This is a genomic window from Kitasatospora sp. NPDC059571 (assembly GCF_042735675.1).
Lineage (GTDB): Bacteria > Actinomycetota > Actinomycetes > Streptomycetales > Streptomycetaceae > Kitasatospora.
Genome location: NZ_JBHWBW010000167.1, coordinates 1 through 14,739 on the forward strand (window position 1 = coordinate 1; position 14,739 = coordinate 14,739).

General features: G+C 74.6%; 12 protein-coding genes and 1 pseudogene. All 13 read right to left on the reverse strand.

Translation table 11 applies throughout. From position 1 onward, the window contains the following. Window positions 1–419 (reverse strand): annotated as a pseudogene (locus ACFV0G_RS19730) (bacteriocin biosynthesis protein SagD); the annotation flags it as partial. Continuing rightward, a complete protein-coding gene (locus ACFV0G_RS19735; protein ID WP_380549067.1) occupies window positions 409–2,661 on the reverse strand; it encodes a TOMM precursor leader peptide-binding protein in 2,253 nt (750 codons plus the stop codon). The gene ACFV0G_RS19735 and the pseudogene ACFV0G_RS19730, both read right to left, overlap by 11 nt. Window positions 2,662–2,771: 110 nt before the next feature. Then, window positions 2,772–3,863: a BTAD domain-containing putative transcriptional regulator gene (locus tag ACFV0G_RS19740; RefSeq protein ID WP_380549070.1), complete on the reverse strand. Its 1,092-nt coding sequence runs from the start codon at window positions 3,861–3,863 to the stop codon at window positions 2,772–2,774. A gap of 597 nt (window positions 3,864–4,460) precedes the next feature. Then, a complete protein-coding gene (gene ddaH / locus ACFV0G_RS19745; RefSeq protein WP_380549073.1) occupies window positions 4,461–5,318 on the reverse strand; it encodes a dimethylargininase in 858 nt (285 codons plus the stop codon). A 115-nt stretch (window positions 5,319–5,433) separates the two neighbouring features. After that, complete coding sequence (locus tag ACFV0G_RS19750) at window positions 5,434–6,687, reverse strand: ATP-grasp domain-containing protein (RefSeq protein WP_380549076.1); 1,254 nt, start codon at window positions 6,685–6,687, stop codon at window positions 5,434–5,436. Between the two features lie 46 nt (window positions 6,688–6,733). Next, window positions 6,734–7,726 carry a TauD/TfdA family dioxygenase gene (locus ACFV0G_RS19755; protein ID WP_380549080.1) on the reverse strand — a complete coding sequence of 331 codons (993 nt, stop codon included), beginning with the start codon at window positions 7,724–7,726 and terminating at the stop codon, window positions 6,734–6,736. Between the two features lie 98 nt (window positions 7,727–7,824). Then, a complete protein-coding gene (locus tag ACFV0G_RS19760; protein ID WP_380549083.1) occupies window positions 7,825–8,166 on the reverse strand; it encodes a hypothetical protein in 342 nt (113 codons plus the stop codon). Window positions 8,167–8,197: 31 nt separating this feature from the next. Further along, entirely contained in the window at window positions 8,198–9,442 is a 1,245-nt protein-coding gene (locus ACFV0G_RS19765; RefSeq protein WP_380549086.1) for an ATP-grasp domain-containing protein, read from the reverse strand. Then, window positions 9,439–10,587: an NAD(P)/FAD-dependent oxidoreductase gene (locus tag ACFV0G_RS19770; protein WP_380549090.1), complete on the reverse strand. Its 1,149-nt coding sequence runs from the start codon at window positions 10,585–10,587 to the stop codon at window positions 9,439–9,441. The genes ACFV0G_RS19765 and ACFV0G_RS19770 overlap by 4 nt, the downstream gene beginning before the upstream one ends. Window positions 10,588–10,649: 62 nt before the next feature. Next, window positions 10,650–12,239 (reverse strand): class I tRNA ligase family protein, encoded by a 1,590-nt coding sequence (locus ACFV0G_RS19775; protein ID WP_380549093.1) that lies wholly within the window; start codon window positions 12,237–12,239, stop codon window positions 10,650–10,652. 3 nt (window positions 12,240–12,242) lie between these two features. Next, window positions 12,243–12,605 carry a cupin domain-containing protein gene (locus tag ACFV0G_RS19780; RefSeq protein WP_380549097.1) on the reverse strand — a complete coding sequence of 121 codons (363 nt, stop codon included), beginning with the start codon at window positions 12,603–12,605 and terminating at the stop codon, window positions 12,243–12,245. A 19-nt stretch (window positions 12,606–12,624) separates the two neighbouring features. Further along, a complete protein-coding gene (locus ACFV0G_RS19785) occupies window positions 12,625–13,941 on the reverse strand; it encodes a SidA/IucD/PvdA family monooxygenase (protein ID WP_380549100.1) in 1,317 nt (438 codons plus the stop codon). Window positions 13,942–13,962: 21 nt separating this feature from the next. Next, window positions 13,963–14,721 carry a DUF885 domain-containing protein gene (locus tag ACFV0G_RS19790; protein ID WP_380549103.1) on the reverse strand — a complete coding sequence of 253 codons (759 nt, stop codon included), beginning with the start codon at window positions 14,719–14,721 and terminating at the stop codon, window positions 13,963–13,965. Window positions 14,722–14,739 lie beyond the last annotated feature (18 nt).

Here is a 14,739-nt window from a genome sequence, read left to right on the forward strand (position 1 = left end):
GCCGGGGGGGTGGCAATCGGCGGCGCGCCCGCCGCCCGGGGCCGCGCGCCGAGTTCCTGCGCGTCGCGGTCGGCCGGCGGGCGCAGCGCGTGCCAGCGGCGGGCCAGGCAGCGCGGGCTGGGGCCCCGCCCGGCCGTCCCGGCAGGCCCGGGGAACGGGCCCACGACGGCCTGGTGGCCGTGCAGATGCACCGGGACGGGCCGCGCGGCGCCGTCCGCTGCCGTGAACGGCTCGGCAGAGCAGGTCAGTTCGTCCCGCACACCGAGCGGCCGGACCGCCAGCGGCGCCGGCCCGGTGCCGGGCGCGGACGGGTCGGGTGCCGAGGCCACGAGCCGCTCCAGGGCGCGGCAGACCGCCTCCCACGGTGCCGCCGCCGGGGCGTCCGGCAGCGTCTCGGGCACCGCCGTGTCAGCGGTCACGGGCCACCGCCGGCACCAGCACCACCCGCGCCACATGGACGCCGGCCGCCCGCAGATCGGCCGAACCGGTGCGCACCACCAGCGCCTCGTCGCCCCGCCGGCTCAGCCGCTCCAGCAGGACGGGCCAGCCGGCCGGCCCGTCCGCGGGCAGCGCGGACGGCCCGGACGGGGTCAGGGTGCGCGGGTCGAAGTCCCCGAGCAGCGGGTCCCCCGGGTCGGCGGCCCCCGGCTGCTGCTGCTCCAGCTGCACCTGCCCGAGCAGGTCGCGCAGCGCGTCCACGGCGGCCCGGCGCGCCGTCAGCGCGCTGCCGACCGCCCAGCGGGCCCGGCCGGTCGCCGGGTCCTCCGTCCGGGCGAGCAGCACGGGAGCGGCCTGCCCGCCCGCGCCCAGGTCGAGCAGGTCGACCGCCAGGCCCAGGGTCTTCGCCGAGCGCAGCAGGAAGGCCAGTTCGCGCTCCTCGCCGGCCGCGGCGGCCAGGTCCGCGCCGTCCTGGACCGCCGTCACCTCGGCCGTCCCGCGGACCGCGGCGAGCAGCGCCTGCAGGGACAGCGCGGTGAGCAGACCGCGGGCCGCGGCGGCGGCCGGGCTCGCCCCGGCACCGGTGCCGGCCGCGGTGGCCAGGCAGATCCGGTCGCGGTTGGCGGCGCCGAACGGGTGCACCGCCGCCGTGGGCACCAGCGCGGCCGCGCCGTCCAGCAGCGAGTGCGCAATCGTCCAGGAGCCGGCCGGGGCGCCGGAGCCGCTCGCGGTGGAGAGCCGCGCCGGGTCCACCCGGGGCAGGTCCGGCTCCGGGCCGGCGGGACGTGCGGTGGAGGGCAGCAGATCCGGGGTCAGCACGTGGTGGGCGTACACCTCGGCGGCCCGGTGCAGGGCCCGCACCCGGGCCCCCGCCACATGGTGCACGTCGAACGCCGACACCTCGCGTACCGCACCGGGCCCGGTGCCGAGCCGCACGGTGGCGACCTTCAGCGGGGTCTGCTCCCAGTCGTCGTCGGCGTACGCGGTGAACACCCCGGCGTGCGGCTGGACGAGGACGGCCCGGGACTCCAACCCGGCGAGCACCGCCTCGCCGTCGTCGCCGTCGGCAGCCGCGGCCACCAGCGCGTCGGGGCGGTCGGCCGCCGCGTCCGCCGACGCCACCGCCGGCTCCTGCGGCGCCGGTCCGGCCGCCGGCTCCTGCTCCGGCCGGCAGAACGGGCAGTGCGGGTGCGGCAGCAGCGGTTCGGCCGCCACGTCCAGCGAATCCAGGTCCTGCAGCAGCACCCGGCCCTCGGTCTCCGCCGCCGGCGCCCCGGTGGTCAGCCGGAACACCTCGTACGCCAGCAGGTTGCCGATCATCGCGGCCAGCGGGCGGCCGGGCCGCGGCCGCGGCCCGCCGCCCAGACCGGCGCCGCGCCACAGCTCGGCGGCCGCGCCCGCGGCACCGGGCCCGGAGCCGAGCCGCAGCGCGGCACAGGCCCAGCAGCCGGGCGCGGACCCGCCGGTGAGCGGGCCGACCACGGCCTGCCCGCCGAATGTCCAGGCGGGCAGCAGCCGGGTGCCCTCGGGGATGCCCGCCGTCAGCATCCCGAGCAGTGCGTGCGGCCCCTCGGAGGCCACCACCAGTTCGTACCCGGCGGGCAGACCCCCGCCGTCGGGGTGCGCCCGGTTGCCGTCGAGCCGGACCAGCTCGACCGGGCAGCCGTCCGCCCGGATCAGCCGGGCCTCCTCGGCGGCCTCGGCGAACGGGTCGGCGCCGCCGGCGGGCGCGGCCGGGACCGCCACCGCGGCGATGCCGTTGCGCACCAGGCCGAGGGCGCACCAGGCGGCGACCTCGTCGGTGCCCAGCACCGCCACCCGGGCGGTCCGGAAGCGCAGGAAGCGCTCGCCGGCGCCGCCCGTGTAGTGGTCGATGTAGTCGATCTGCGGGGTGAACCGGGCGGCGACCGCGGCGGGCAGGGCGTCCAGGCCGTCGCTGCCGGGCGGCACGTGCCGGGCGAACCCGCGCTCGTAGAGGGTGCTGACCAGCTGCGCGACCAGGTCCCGCTGCTTCTCGCCGAGTCCCGCGCAGATCTCCACCACGCTTTTCTCGCCGTTCAGGTGGGGGACCAGCAGTGAGGCGAATCTGTAGGCCGATCCGGAATTCACGGCGAAGCCGCCTCTTGAATTCCGGAAGAGAACTCCCGTCGGCGTCTCGGTGAACAGCACGTCGCGGCGAATGCGCGGACGCGTTCCGGCGATCTCGTCGTACACGGCGGTCATCGGCTCCCTGCCCCTGTCGCGTGCGGTTTGCGTGCGCAATCCCGTTTCGGTGCTGGTTCCGGCCCGTTCCCGCCGCGGACCCGTCCCGGTGGCGGTCGGGCCGTCGTGTTTCACGGGCCCGCCGGACCGGCGCTCACCGGCCCGGGGCCCGGGCCGGGCCCGGCGGCGGCGGCACCCCGGGCGAGCATGCTCAGCAGCTCGTGCATCCGGTAGCGGCCGCCGTGCTCCTCGGCCAGCAGGCCCGCGTCCACCAGGCGCCGCAGGACGGTGTCGGGAGCCTCGGCCGGCGGGCCGGGCGGGCCGGGCGGGCCGGACGGCCCGGACGGCGGCGGGGGAGGCGGCGGCGGTGGCGGTGTCGGCTCCGGCAGGACGGCAGGGGGAGGGTGTTCGGGCGGCAGGATGCGGACGGCGTCCGAGCTGCGGCCGAGGTCCTCGCCGCGGAGCACGGCGGCCTCCAGCCGGCGCAGTCCGGGGCCCGGGTCCACGCCGAGCTCGCCGCGCAGGTACTCCTTGATTCTTCGGTGCTCGGCCAGTGCCTCGGCCTGCCGACCGGTGCGGTAGAGGGCCTCCACCAGCTGTTCCCAGAAGCGCTCGTGCACCGGGTGGGAGCGGGCGGCGGGCCAGAGTTCGGCGAGCACCTCGCGACAGCGGCCCAGGGCCAGCTGGATGTCGAAGACCCGCTCCATCGCGCGCAGCCACTCCTCGGCGATGCGCGGGACCACCTCGCGGTGCAGGGTCTCCGAGCGGACGTTGGCCAGCAGCGGTCCCTGGCGCAGCGCCAGGGCCTCGCGCAGCAGGACCAGTTCGCGGTCCGGGTCGGGTTCGACGCCGGCCCGCCCGAGTAACTCGCGGAAGAGCATCAGGTCCAGGCTGCCCGAGCCGGCGCGGATGCGGTAACCGCCGGGGACCGCCGCGACCAGGTCGGAGGCCAGGCCGTACCGCGCGAACAGCCGGCGCAGCCGCTGCACGCAGGTGTGCAGCGCGGCCCGGGCCGTCGCCGGCCGCTCGTCGCCCCACACCACCTGCTGCAGGAACTCCCCGGACACCGGGGAGTTCGCGTGCAGCAGCAGTGCGGCGAGCAGGTTCGCGGGTTTCGAGGACTGCAGGGGGATGACGTCCAGCCCGTCGGTAATTCCGAGGGGCCCCAGGACGAGAAACGTGGGTCCGGTCTCTTCGGTATTGGCCGACGCGGTATACGTCATATATGCCTACTCCCTGATGACGCGAGCACGCTAGCACCTGTTAACGAGCGCTCGCAAGAGGCTGTCTGACGCTCTTTCAGAAGCTTTCGGCAAGCGCCTGCACTGCCGAAAGGTCCGATTTGTCTACGCGCGTCAAATATATTCCCGCAACGACGGGTCGGGCAGCCGCCGGACGCCGAGCGGAGCGTGGAGCAGCAGCCGGAGCGGGACCCGGGCGGTGTCGGCGGCAGGTTCGTCCGCGTGGCGGACGCGAGGGGCCGAGGGCCGAAGAACCGCTGGGCGGAGCCGGACGGCGGCGTGGAGGACGTCACGCCGGTGATCCTGGAGTGGCTCGGTGCGCAGGGTGTGAACGCCGTGATCCGGGTGGATGCGGAGCGGGTCCGGGACAGGCGCCCGGCGTGGACCTTCGCCGCGACTCGTGGCACGTCGGCGGAGCCGGTGCGGGCGGACGGGGCCTCGGCCGGGGAGTGCATGAGGCAGCCGCTGAAGCAACTGCGGGAGGACGGCGTCGACGTCCCGTTCCGAGCTCTCTTCGAGCGGCGCGGGCGGTGCCGGGGGCGGAGGCCGGCAGCGGCCTCCGCCCGGGGTGTCCGTCGGTCAGCCGCGCAGTTCGAGGGTGCAGCACTTCACGCTGCCGCCGGCCTTGAGGAGTTCGGTGAGGTCGACGCCGATCGGCTCGAAGCCGCGTTCGCGCAGGCGCTCCTTGAGGTGGGCGGCGGAGTCGGGCAGCAGGACGTGCCGGCCGTCCGACAGCGCGTTCAGGCCGAAGACCGCGGCATCCTCCGCGGTGGCCCGGATGGCGTCCGGGAACAGTTCGCGCAGGACGGAGCGGCTGCCCGGGGTGAAGGCCTCCGGGTAGTACATGACCTCCTCGTCGGAGAGGACGGCGAGTGCGGTGTCGAGGTGGTAGAACTCCGGGTCGACCAGCGTGAGTCCGATCACCGGGAGCCCGAAGTACTCCTGGGCCTCGGCGTGCGACCTCGGGTCGGTGCGGAACCCGGTGCCGGCCAGGATGCGGCGCCCGACGACCAGGTAGTCGCCCTCGCCCTCGTTGATGTGCTCGGGCCAGTGGACGTCGCGGTAGCCGTTGTCGAGGAACCAGCGCAGATACGCGGGCCCCTCCGAGGTGCGCTCGACGTGGCGGAACCGGGCGCCGAACACCCGGCCGTCCACCACCGTGGCGCCGTTGGCGGCGAACACCATGTCGGGCAGACCCGGTTCGGGCTCGATGATGTCGACGGTGTGGCCCAGCTCCTCGTAGAGGTTCCGCAGTTCGGTCCACTGGGCGAGGGCGAGTCTGCCGTCGACGGGCTTGGTCGGGTCCATCCAGGGGTTGATGGAGTAGGTCACGTCGAAATGGCGCGGTGGGCACATCAGGAACCGGCGCGGGGTCGAGATACGGCCGGGGCGCCGGGGAGTTGTCGAGGCGGTCGGGATGGTGTCGGTGAGAGGCATGGATCCCCTTCGGGTGTGGAGTCGGCTGCGGCGGAGGGTCGCCCCGCGCACGGCGAACGGACGGCTCGGGCCGGCTGCACCGGTCGGGTGCGGCCGGGCATCCGGGCCGGGGCCGCTACGGTTCGAGCGGCTGAGCCTCCAGGAGTACGGCCCGCTCCGCCTCGTCCAGGCGGGCCCGGCACTCCTCGGGGCTGTCCGCCGTGCAGATCACGTAGGCGTAGCGGGAGAGGTAGCCGTTGGGCGGGAGCAGCAGGCGGGCGCCGGGCTCGGCCATCGCCTCCGCGGCCACCAGGCCGGGCAGTTCGCCGGGTGCCGGGAGGTGGATGCGGGCGACGGTGCAGTCCTGCTTCGGGTAGCGGAAGCGGATGCCCGTGGTCGCGGTGGTGGCGGGCTCCAGATCGGGCGGTGTGCCGGTGGCGAGGTCGGCGGCGACGGCTGCCGGGTCGATGCCGGTGGCCAGCTTGCCGAGGTAGGGGATGAGATCGCCGCCGAGCCGCGCGTTGACCTCGATCACCACCGGGCCGCGGTCGGTGAGTTTGACCTCGGTGTGGGTGATGCCGTCCCGCAGGCCGAGCGCGCGGTGCGCCCGGGTGAGGACGTCGAGCAGGTGCGGATCGCGCAGCAGCGGGTCGTCGGCGCAGACCACGTGCCCGGCCTCCTCGAAGTACGGCTCGCTGCCGAGGCTCTTGTGCGCGACGAAGAAGGGCCGGTACTCCCCGTGCCGGGTGGCCCCGTCCACGCTGATCTCCGGGCCGTGGACGAACTCCTCCAGCAGGACGCCGCCTTCGTACGCGGGGGCGCCGCCGTGGCCGGCCCGCTCGGCGACGGTGAAGGCGGCCGACAGCTCCGCCTCGCGGTCGGCGCGCACCACGCCGATGCTGGCGCCCATGCCGCGCGGCTTGAGCACCAGCGGGTAGCCGATCCGGTCGGCGTGGGCCCGGGCCTCCGCCTCGGTGGTGGCGTAGCCGAAGGCGGGTTGCGGCAGGCCGGCCGCGGTGAGGGCGGTGCGGGTGCGGTGCTTGTTGCGGCAGGCGTCCGCGCCGTCCACCGAGAGGCCGGGCAGGCCCAGCTGCTCGGCGATCCGGGCGGTGGCCATGACCAGGGTCTCGTCGTAGGTGAACACCCCGGCCACCGGGCGCTCGGCGGCGATCCGCGCGGCGGTGGCCAGCAGGCCCTCGGCGTCGGGCACCAGACGGGCGCGGTCGAGCAGCGGGACGGTGTCCGCCCCGGTCACATAGGGGAGTTGCCAGTCGGGGGCGGCCGCGTCGAGGAGCCACACCGGGTGGCGCCGGGCGGCTCCGGCCAGCAGGTACTCGCGGTAGCGGCGCAGGCCGCTGCCGACGACGATCACGACGTCGTTCTCACTCATGCACCGACTACCGTTCTGAGGTGGGTGGTGGGGAGACGGTGGAGCCTCAGCGGACCAGGACGTAGCCGTCGTCGGGCCGGTGGTCGCGGGAGCGCCGCAGGTCGTTGAGGACGAACGCCCGCTGCAGCCAGCGGTCCTGTCCGTCGTAGCGGGGCCGGAAGGCCGTCCGGCCGTGCAGGGTGGTGCGGTTGTCGACGACGGCGAGTTCGCCGGGCAGCAGCCGGACGGTCCGGCTGACCCGGTCCAGGGCGGCCTCCAGTTCGGTCAGCGCCTTCTCGGCGCGCGGGCCTAGGCCCGAGGTGGCGGCGAAGTCGACCCGGATGTCCGGGTCGAGTGGGTCGCCGAACAGCACGGCGTGCGGCGGGGTCGGGGCGCCGCCGGAGCCGAAGGACGGCGGCGGCTGGGTGCTGAACTCGGCGAGGGACAGCGCCTCCCGGGTCTCGGCGGTGAGCAGCGGCAGCGCCTCGCGGATGCACGAGGTCCGCAGCCCGGCGACCTGCTCGTGGTCGGCCCGCAGGCAGAGCAGCATGACGAGGTCGGGCCGGTGCCGGTGGAAGGCGTTCTCGTTGTGCATCATCAGGGCCACCGAGCCGGCGTTGCCCTGGAAGTCCTCCTGGCCGGGCACCGGGACGACGTCCTGGACCAGGGCGCCGGACTTCTCCGCGCGGAAGGCGGCCGGGTCGCCGAGTCCGCAGGCCAGCATCATCAGGACGGCGGCGGCCACCGTGGTGTCGCGTTGCACCGAGCCGCTCACCGAGGGCGTGGCGGGGACCGGGTCCTCGCCGAGCGGGAGGTTGCGGATCAGCAGGGTGCCGGTGTCGCCGGCCCGGCGGCGGAACGCATGGACCTTCTGCCGTACGGACAAGGGCAGTTCGCTCCACGCGGCGCGGGCCCGGGCCACCCACTGCGGGTCGTCGACGCGGTGCTCGGGCGAGCACAGTGCGGCGGCGGTCCGGGCGGTGCGGGCGGACTCGTCATCGGTCAGTTCGACCAGGTCGGTCTGCGGATGGGAGGAATGCGGGACAGGGACGATTTCCATGAGCGGGGCGTCTCCTCGGCAAGGGGCGGATCGACGGCGTACGGTCCAGGTGGCGGGCCTTCGCGCGGCCGGGCGGCGAGCGGTCGGGCAGCGAACGGTCAGGAGCCGGAGGGGAGTTCGATGAGGTAGGACACGCCCCGGTCGGCGTTCTCGCCGAACCGCTCCCAGATCTCCGTCAGCCGGATCCGCCCGTCCGGCAGGAACTCCGGGGTGCTGACGCAGTGTCCGGCGACCACCTCGCCGCCCGCGAGCACCATGGTGTACGCGAACTCGGCGGAGCCGTCGGTGTGGACCACCCCGGTGAGCGAGCCGCGGCGGACGGAGCCGCCCTCGGACTCGCCCCACAGGAGGTCGCCGGCCTGGCGGTACACGGCGACGGTGGCCTCGGCGTCGGGTGCGGCGGACTCGCCCCGGAACCGCCTGCGGTTGTAGTCGATCACTGGAGGTGCTCCCCTCGGTCGGCCGGGCGGCTCATCGGCCGACCCGGACTCTCACGTTGTCGGCGAACTCGGTGGCCCTGCGCATGGCCTCCTCGAAGGAGCTGTCGGCGCAGCCGAGGAAGCCGAGGATGTTGTTGCCCTCGGGCGGGCGCCTGATCAGGTCGCCCGGCCGTGCGGTGATCTTGACGAAGAACTCCTTGCCGGGCTCGCCGGCGGTCTCCGGCAGCTCGATCTCCTCGATCCGGCCGGCCGCGCAGAGCAGCACCATGCCGGCGATGTGCACCCCGGTCGGGGTGAACGGCCGCAGCGCGGGCCGCTCGCCGCGGGCGGCCGCCATCAGGGCGCGGATCGGGCAGTGGCCGGCGGTGACCCGGGCGAACGAGTCCAGGTCGCCGCCGCCCGGACGGGCCGCGATCTCCAGCAGGTGCGGCCGGCCGTCGTGGAACCGCACCTCGGCGTGGACCACGCCGCGCCGGATGCCCTGCGCGCGGATGCCGGCGGCCACCGCGAGCCGCACCTGTTCGACCTCGTCCGTGCCGAGCGAGGTCGGTGCGCGGTGGACGTCGTCGTCGAAGGTGCCGCCCTCGACGGTGATCCGGTCGACGACCGACCCCAGGAACACCTCCCCGTCCCACACCGCGGCCTCGATCTGCATCTCGCGGCCGTTCAGGAAGGACTCCACCAGCAGCCCGTGCGGCCCGAGGTCCACGCCCCGGACCTCCATGGCCGACCAGGTCATCCCGGCCAGGCCGGCCTCGGCCTGCGGGAAGCGCCGGGCCATGTCGTCCGCGGAGTCGATCCGGAAGACGTAGTTGCTGGCGGCGCCCAGCGTGGGCTTGAGGATCACCGGGTAGCCGAGGTCCTCGCCCGCCCGCAGGGCCGCCGCGAGGTCCGGGACGAAGCGGAAGTCCGGGTGCGGGGCGCCCCCCGCGGCGTGCGCGCGGCGCATCAGCAGCTTGTTGCGGCTGGTCCTGGCCGCCTCCAGGCCGATGCCCGGCAGGCCCAGCGCCTCGGCGACGGCCGCGACGGCGACCACCGCCGACTCGGAGAAGGTGAGGATCCCGTCGAACCGCTCCTCCTCGTGCCAGGAACGGGCCGCGGCCACCAGGTCGTCGATGTGCTGCGACCCGGCGATCCGGTAGCGGCCCGGCGCCCAGTAGTCCGGCTCTCCGATGCCGTTGAGGACGTGCAGATCGCCGCCGAACTCCTCCACCTGCCGGTAGCGGGAGTGGTAGTAGGTGCCGTTCTGACGGGCTTCCAGGGCGAGCAGTTTCACGGCGCAGTCGCCTCCTCGGGCGGGGTGGTCGGGAAGGGGTGGTCGAGGAACGGGAGCCCGGTCGGTTCCTGCGGCTCGCGGCCCGTGGCCCGCCGGGCCAGGGCCCGGCCGATCAGCGGGGCGAACTTGAACGAGGAGCCGCCGCAGGCCGCGTAGACCCAGGCCGGTCCGGTCGACGGGCGGCAGAGCCTGGGGCCGTGCGTGCCGGCCTCGGCCAGGTAGTAGCTGTCCGCGGCCGAGCGCACCCAGGACGGCGCGAACCCGGCCACCAGCCCGGTGAAGTGCTCCACCAGGAAGGCGCGCAGCTCCCGCGGCGCCTCCCGGCCGTCGATCCCCGCGACCTCCCGGCAGGCCGCGGAGGCGCTGAGCTTCAGCGGAGTGCCGGCCACCGGGGGCACCAGCCAGGCTCCCGCGGGGGTGCCCAGCGCCGGGATCGCCGGCGCTCGCTCCCAGGCCTCCCGCCGCCCCGCCGGGACCTCGCAGTACAGCAGGGTCTGCCGGTACAGCCGCAGGTCGGAGCCCTGCGCGGGCTCCAGCAGCGAGCGGGACCAGGGGCCGGCCGCGACCACGACGGCATCGCCGCGCAGCCGCTCACCGTCCGCCAGCACCACGCCCGAGCCGTCCGCGTCCAGCGCGGCGACCTGCCGGCCCGCCTCGACCCGGACGTCCGGGAGCCGGGTCAGGCCGTCCGCGAGGGCGGTCAGCACCCGGTCCGCGAGCAGCACCCCGGCGTCCCGTTCCAGTAGGCCGGCGGCCCCGGCCGGCACCGCCAGGTACGGGCAGCGGGCCCGGAGCTCCCGCCCGTGCAGCAGGTCGGCGGCGACCCGGGCCGAGCGCAGCAGCTCCAGTTGTCCGGGCGCGTCCGCCGGATCCAGCAGGCTCAGCGCGCCGACCCGCCGGTAGAGGTCGGCGTCGAGCACCCGCTCCCAGTCGAGCCAGAGCCGGTGGGCCTCCTGCGCCGCCCGGGCGAGGCCCGGATCGCCGCGGTGGAAGGCCCGCAGCACCCGGTGCCGGTCGTACGAGGCGGCCCCCGCCGAGGGGACCCGGTCCTGTTCCAGCAGCGTGACGGCGGCCCCCGCCCGATGGCACTCCCAGGCGGTGAGCAGGCCGACCACGCCCGCCCCCACCACGATGATCCGCATCATGAAACCCCTCGGCGCCGGACGCGGCCCCCGGCCGGAGACCGGAGGCCGCGACCGCGCAGCACTCAGCCCAGCGACGGCAGTTCGAAGGGCTTGACCTCGCTGACCCGGAACGCCTCCGCCGTCATCAGCCCGTCGAAGCCGCCGCGCTCGGCGGCCGCCTCCGCCAGGTCGACGAGGATCGGCGAGGCCGCCGCGATCAGCACCTTGACCTCCAGGAACAGGTCGCCGAGCCGCTCCCGGTCCGGGCCGTCCACGCCCTCGCCGAGCCGGTCGCACCAGCGCGCCAGCCGCTCCAGCTGGACGGCGATCAGATCCGCCGCCCGGGTCGGGCTGTACCCCTCCAGCTCGTAGCAGAGCGCGAACCGCTCCAGCACGATCGCGGCGCGCTCGCGCGCCGCCGCGGAGACCGGCAGCACACCCGTGCCGACCGCCTCGGCGGCCCGCTCCAGACCGGCCGCCAGCCTGCGCCACGGCGCGGCGAGCCGCTGCTCGACCACCTTGGTGAGCGCGGCCCGACTGAAGTTGGTCCGCTGGTTCTCCGGATTCGCCAGCGCCAGGTAGTAGCGGACGAAGTCGCGCGGCACCTCGGCCAACAGCTCGTCGCAGTACAGCACATGGCCCCGGCTGGTGGAGAACTTCTCGTTCTCCAGCTCGTAGAACTCGTTCACCACCATGGCGTCCGGCACGATGTAGCGGCCCTCGTGCGCCATGATCAGCGCGAGGTGCGTCAGCCCCCAGAACCAGATGTTGTCGAAACCGATGAAGTACACCAGGCGGTTGCCCCGCTCGGCGCGCCACAGCTCGTCGGTCGGCCCCTCGGGGCGCTCGCCCAACTGCTCCGCCGCGTACGCCGTCGTGTACATCACCGCCGGGATGCCCTCCACCCAGGCGTTGACCACCTGCCCCGGGGTCTGTGCGAACGGCGCCGCGATGCCCCAGGACAGCGGATAGGTCACCGGCAGGTCGGGCAGCGGCCGGGCGAACAGCTCGCGGATCAACTGCGCCATGTGCGGACGGAATCCGGACAGCCTCTCGCGGTAGTACGCCTCCAGCTGCTCCCGGTACTCCTCCATCGGGAACACCAGGATCTCGGCCTCGCGGACGGTCAGCACATCGGTCGGGTCGGCCGTCGAGCGCGCGTCGATCAGCTCGTCGTAGTTGTTCGGGTGGCCGCAGGTCTCGCACAGGCCGCCGCGGCTCTCCGACAGGCAGATCGGGCAGTCGCCGCAGACCAGGCCCTCGACCAGGAACTCGCCCAGCCGCTCCGAGTACGGCAGCCGCACCGTCCGCAGCCGGAACTTCCCCGCCTCGTACAGTGGCCGGACGAAGTCCAGCACCGTCGCGCGGTACCGGTCGTCGTACGGTGCGAAGCCGTCCAGGGAGATGCCCATCAGCCGGAGGGTCTCCCTGATCGCCGACCAGGAGTCGCCGCTCAGCCGCTCCGGCGTGGTGCCGGCCTTGCGGGCACTGGACAGCACATAGGTCTGGCTCTCGTCGGTGCCCGAGGAGTACAGCACCGGCCGCCCGGTGGCCCGCAGGTACCGGGCGTGCACGTCGGCGCCGATGAACGGCCCGGCGAGGTGGCCGACATGGAGGTTGCCGTTGGGCGTCGGCGGGGTGTCGATGACGATGGTGCGGGGCTGGCTGGTCATGGCTCAGGACTCGCTTTCGTGGCGGGCGAGGAAGACCTTCGCCATGTCGGTGTCCCACCACACGCTGAACATGGTGAAGTCGGTGTCCGTCTCGTTGCGGATCTGGTGCTCCTGCCCGGGCGGGAAGTGCACGACGTCGCCGGCCCGGAACGGCCGCCGCTCGCCGCGCGACTCCACCACGGCGGTCCCGGAGGCCGCGATGAAGATCTCGCCCTCGTGGTGGGCGTGCCGCGGTGAGGCGGTGTGCGGCCGGATCACGCTGAACGCGCCCTCGAACGGGGCGTTCAGCGACGGCCAGGGGTGCAGCCGCTTGGAGTGGCCGGTGGCGTCGTTGAGTTCCGCCGGCTCCAGCTCGTGGATGTCCATGGTGCGCTCCTCTCGCAGATCAGGCGGCAGACGTGGCCGCACTCAGCAGGTGCTCGGCGCCCGGGCCGGCCAGCGCGGTGTCACGGCGGTGCGCGGCCACGTCGGTGGCGATCTCCGCACCGCGCACCGCCAGCACGCTCAGCAGCGAGTCCGGGATGCCGTGCGTGGCCTCGTTGATCCCCTGCAGGTAGCAGGCGCCGGTCGCCGGGCCGTCCAGCAGCAGCCGGTAGTGCCGGCTGACCTCGACCCGCTCCAGGCCCAGCGACTCCTGCAGCCGCCGCACCGACGCCGGCAGCTCGCGGACGAAGCCCGTCCCCAGCAGCACCAGGTCGCAGGCCAGCGTCTCGGCCGCGCCGGACTTCCGGTCGGTCAGCTCCAGCCGGACCTCGCCGTCCTGCTCCACCGCGCCGGTGACGTCCGCCAGGGTGACGACCCGCAGCCGCTCCTCGCCGTGCAGCCGGTCCAGGTAGAGCTGGCGGTACAGCGAGTCGAGCAGATCGGGGGAGAGCCCGGCATAGTTCGTCCGGTGCATCTCGGCGAGGATCTGCTCCCGCGCCCGGGGCTGCGCACGGAAGAACTCGTCGGTGAAGGAAGGGAAGTACAACTCGTTGGTGAACTTGCCCGTCTCGTAGTGGCTCAGGCCGATCGACCGCATCACCAGCGTCCGGTGGCAGCCGGGCAGGTCGGCCTGGACGGCGTTGAACATCTCCGCCGCACTCTGCGCCCCGCCGATCACCACCACCCGGTACGCGCGGTCCTTGGGCAGCTCCGCCACTCTGCGGGTGTACTCGGTGCTGTGGATCAGCCGCCCGGCCGGCAGCGCGCCGAACACCGCGGGAACGTGCGGGTCGCGTCCCGCCCCGATCACCAGGTAGCGGCTGCCCACCGTGGAACCGTCGGCGAGCCGCGTCAGCCAGCCGGTCACCGTGCCGTCCGGGCTGCGCCGCGGCGTCACCGACTCGCACGAACGGCCGCACTCCAGCCGGACCTTGGCCAGCTCGGAGGCCACCCAGGCGAAGTACTCCGACATCTCGCTCCGGTACGGAGTGAAGGTGCCCAGATTGATGAAGTCGTCCAGCCGGCCGATCGAGTGGAGATAGTTGACGAAGGAGAACCGGCTCAGCGGATTGCGCTGGGTCACCAGGTCCTTGAGGAACGAGACCTGGCTCTGCGCCTCGCGCAGCAGCATCCCGGGCTGCCAGGACACCCTCTCCTGCCGCTCGATCAGCAGCGACCGCTCGGCGAGATCGGGTGCCAGCTCCTCCAGGGCGACGGCCATGGCCAGGTTGGCAGGCCCGGCCCCGACGGCCAGCAGCTCGACTTCTCGGTGTGTCATGGAGGCCTCCAGGGGTGGGGTTCAGGGATTCGGTCGGGCGGCCGTCAGCCGGCCGGCGAGGACGTCGTCGAGGACCGACAGCGGCAGCGGGCCGTTGCCGAGGACGAGGTCGTGGAAGGCCCGGACGTCGAAGTCGGGACCCGCCTCCGCCGCGGCCCGCGCCCGCAGGCGCTGCAGCTCCAGACGGCCGACCATGTACGACAGCGCCTGGCCGGGCATCTCGATGTAGCGGTCGGTCTCGGACTGGAGGTCCACCTCCGCCATCGCGGTGTTGGCGCGGAGGAAGGCCACCGCCTCCTCCCGCGCCCAGCCGCGGGCGTGCAGCCCGGTGTCCACGACCAGGCGGGCCGCCCGCAGCGAGTCCATCGCCAGCACGCCGAGCAGCGCGAGATCGCCCGAGTACAGCCCCATCTCCTCGGCCAGGCGCTCGGTGTAGAGCCCCCAGCCCTCGATGTAGGAGGTGATCCAGGCCAGCCGGCGAAGCGCGGGCAGGTCCGCCGACTCCTGCGCCAGCGCCAGCTGGACGTGGTGCCCGGGCACCGCCTCGTGGAAGGCGAGCGCCTCGGAGGTGAACCGGAACCGCTCGTGCGCGAGGTAGGTGTTGGCGAAGTAGGTGCCCGGCCGGGAGCCGTTCAGCGCGGGCGGCAGGTAGTAGGCGGCGGGCGAGTGCGGGGCGTCCGCCGCGGGCACGGCGGTCACCGTGCAGCGGCGCGGGGGGGGGCGGGGGGCTCGGCGCAGCGGGGGGCGGCGGGCCGCGGGCGGACTGGGGGGGGGTGGCAGCGGGCGAGGCGAGCCGGC

Excerpts from the sequence above, each read along its gene's own strand:
- ACFV0G_RS19735 (WP_380549067.1), bottom strand. The coding sequence starts at position 2,661 with ATGACCGCCGTGTACGACGAGATCGCCGGAACGCGTCCGCGCATTCGC.
- ACFV0G_RS19740 (WP_380549070.1), bottom strand. The coding sequence starts at position 3,863 with ATGACGTATACCGCGTCGGCCAATACCGAAGAGACCGGACCCACGTTT.
- ddaH (WP_380549073.1), bottom strand. The coding sequence starts at position 5,318 with ATGCCTCTCACCGACACCATCCCGACCGCCTCGACAACTCCCCGGCGC.
- ACFV0G_RS19750 (WP_380549076.1), bottom strand. The coding sequence starts at position 6,687 with ATGAGTGAGAACGACGTCGTGATCGTCGTCGGCAGCGGCCTGCGCCGC.
- ACFV0G_RS19755 (WP_380549080.1), bottom strand. The coding sequence starts at position 7,726 with ATGGAAATCGTCCCTGTCCCGCATTCCTCCCATCCGCAGACCGACCTG.
- ACFV0G_RS19770 (WP_380549090.1), bottom strand. The coding sequence starts at position 10,587 with ATGATGCGGATCATCGTGGTGGGGGCGGGCGTGGTCGGCCTGCTCACC.
- ACFV0G_RS19775 (WP_380549093.1), bottom strand. The coding sequence starts at position 12,239 with ATGACCAGCCAGCCCCGCACCATCGTCATCGACACCCCGCCGACGCCC.
- ACFV0G_RS19780 (WP_380549097.1), bottom strand. The coding sequence starts at position 12,605 with ATGGACATCCACGAGCTGGAGCCGGCGGAACTCAACGACGCCACCGGC.
- ACFV0G_RS19785 (WP_380549100.1), bottom strand. The coding sequence starts at position 13,941 with ATGACACACCGAGAAGTCGAGCTGCTGGCCGTCGGGGCCGGGCCTGCC.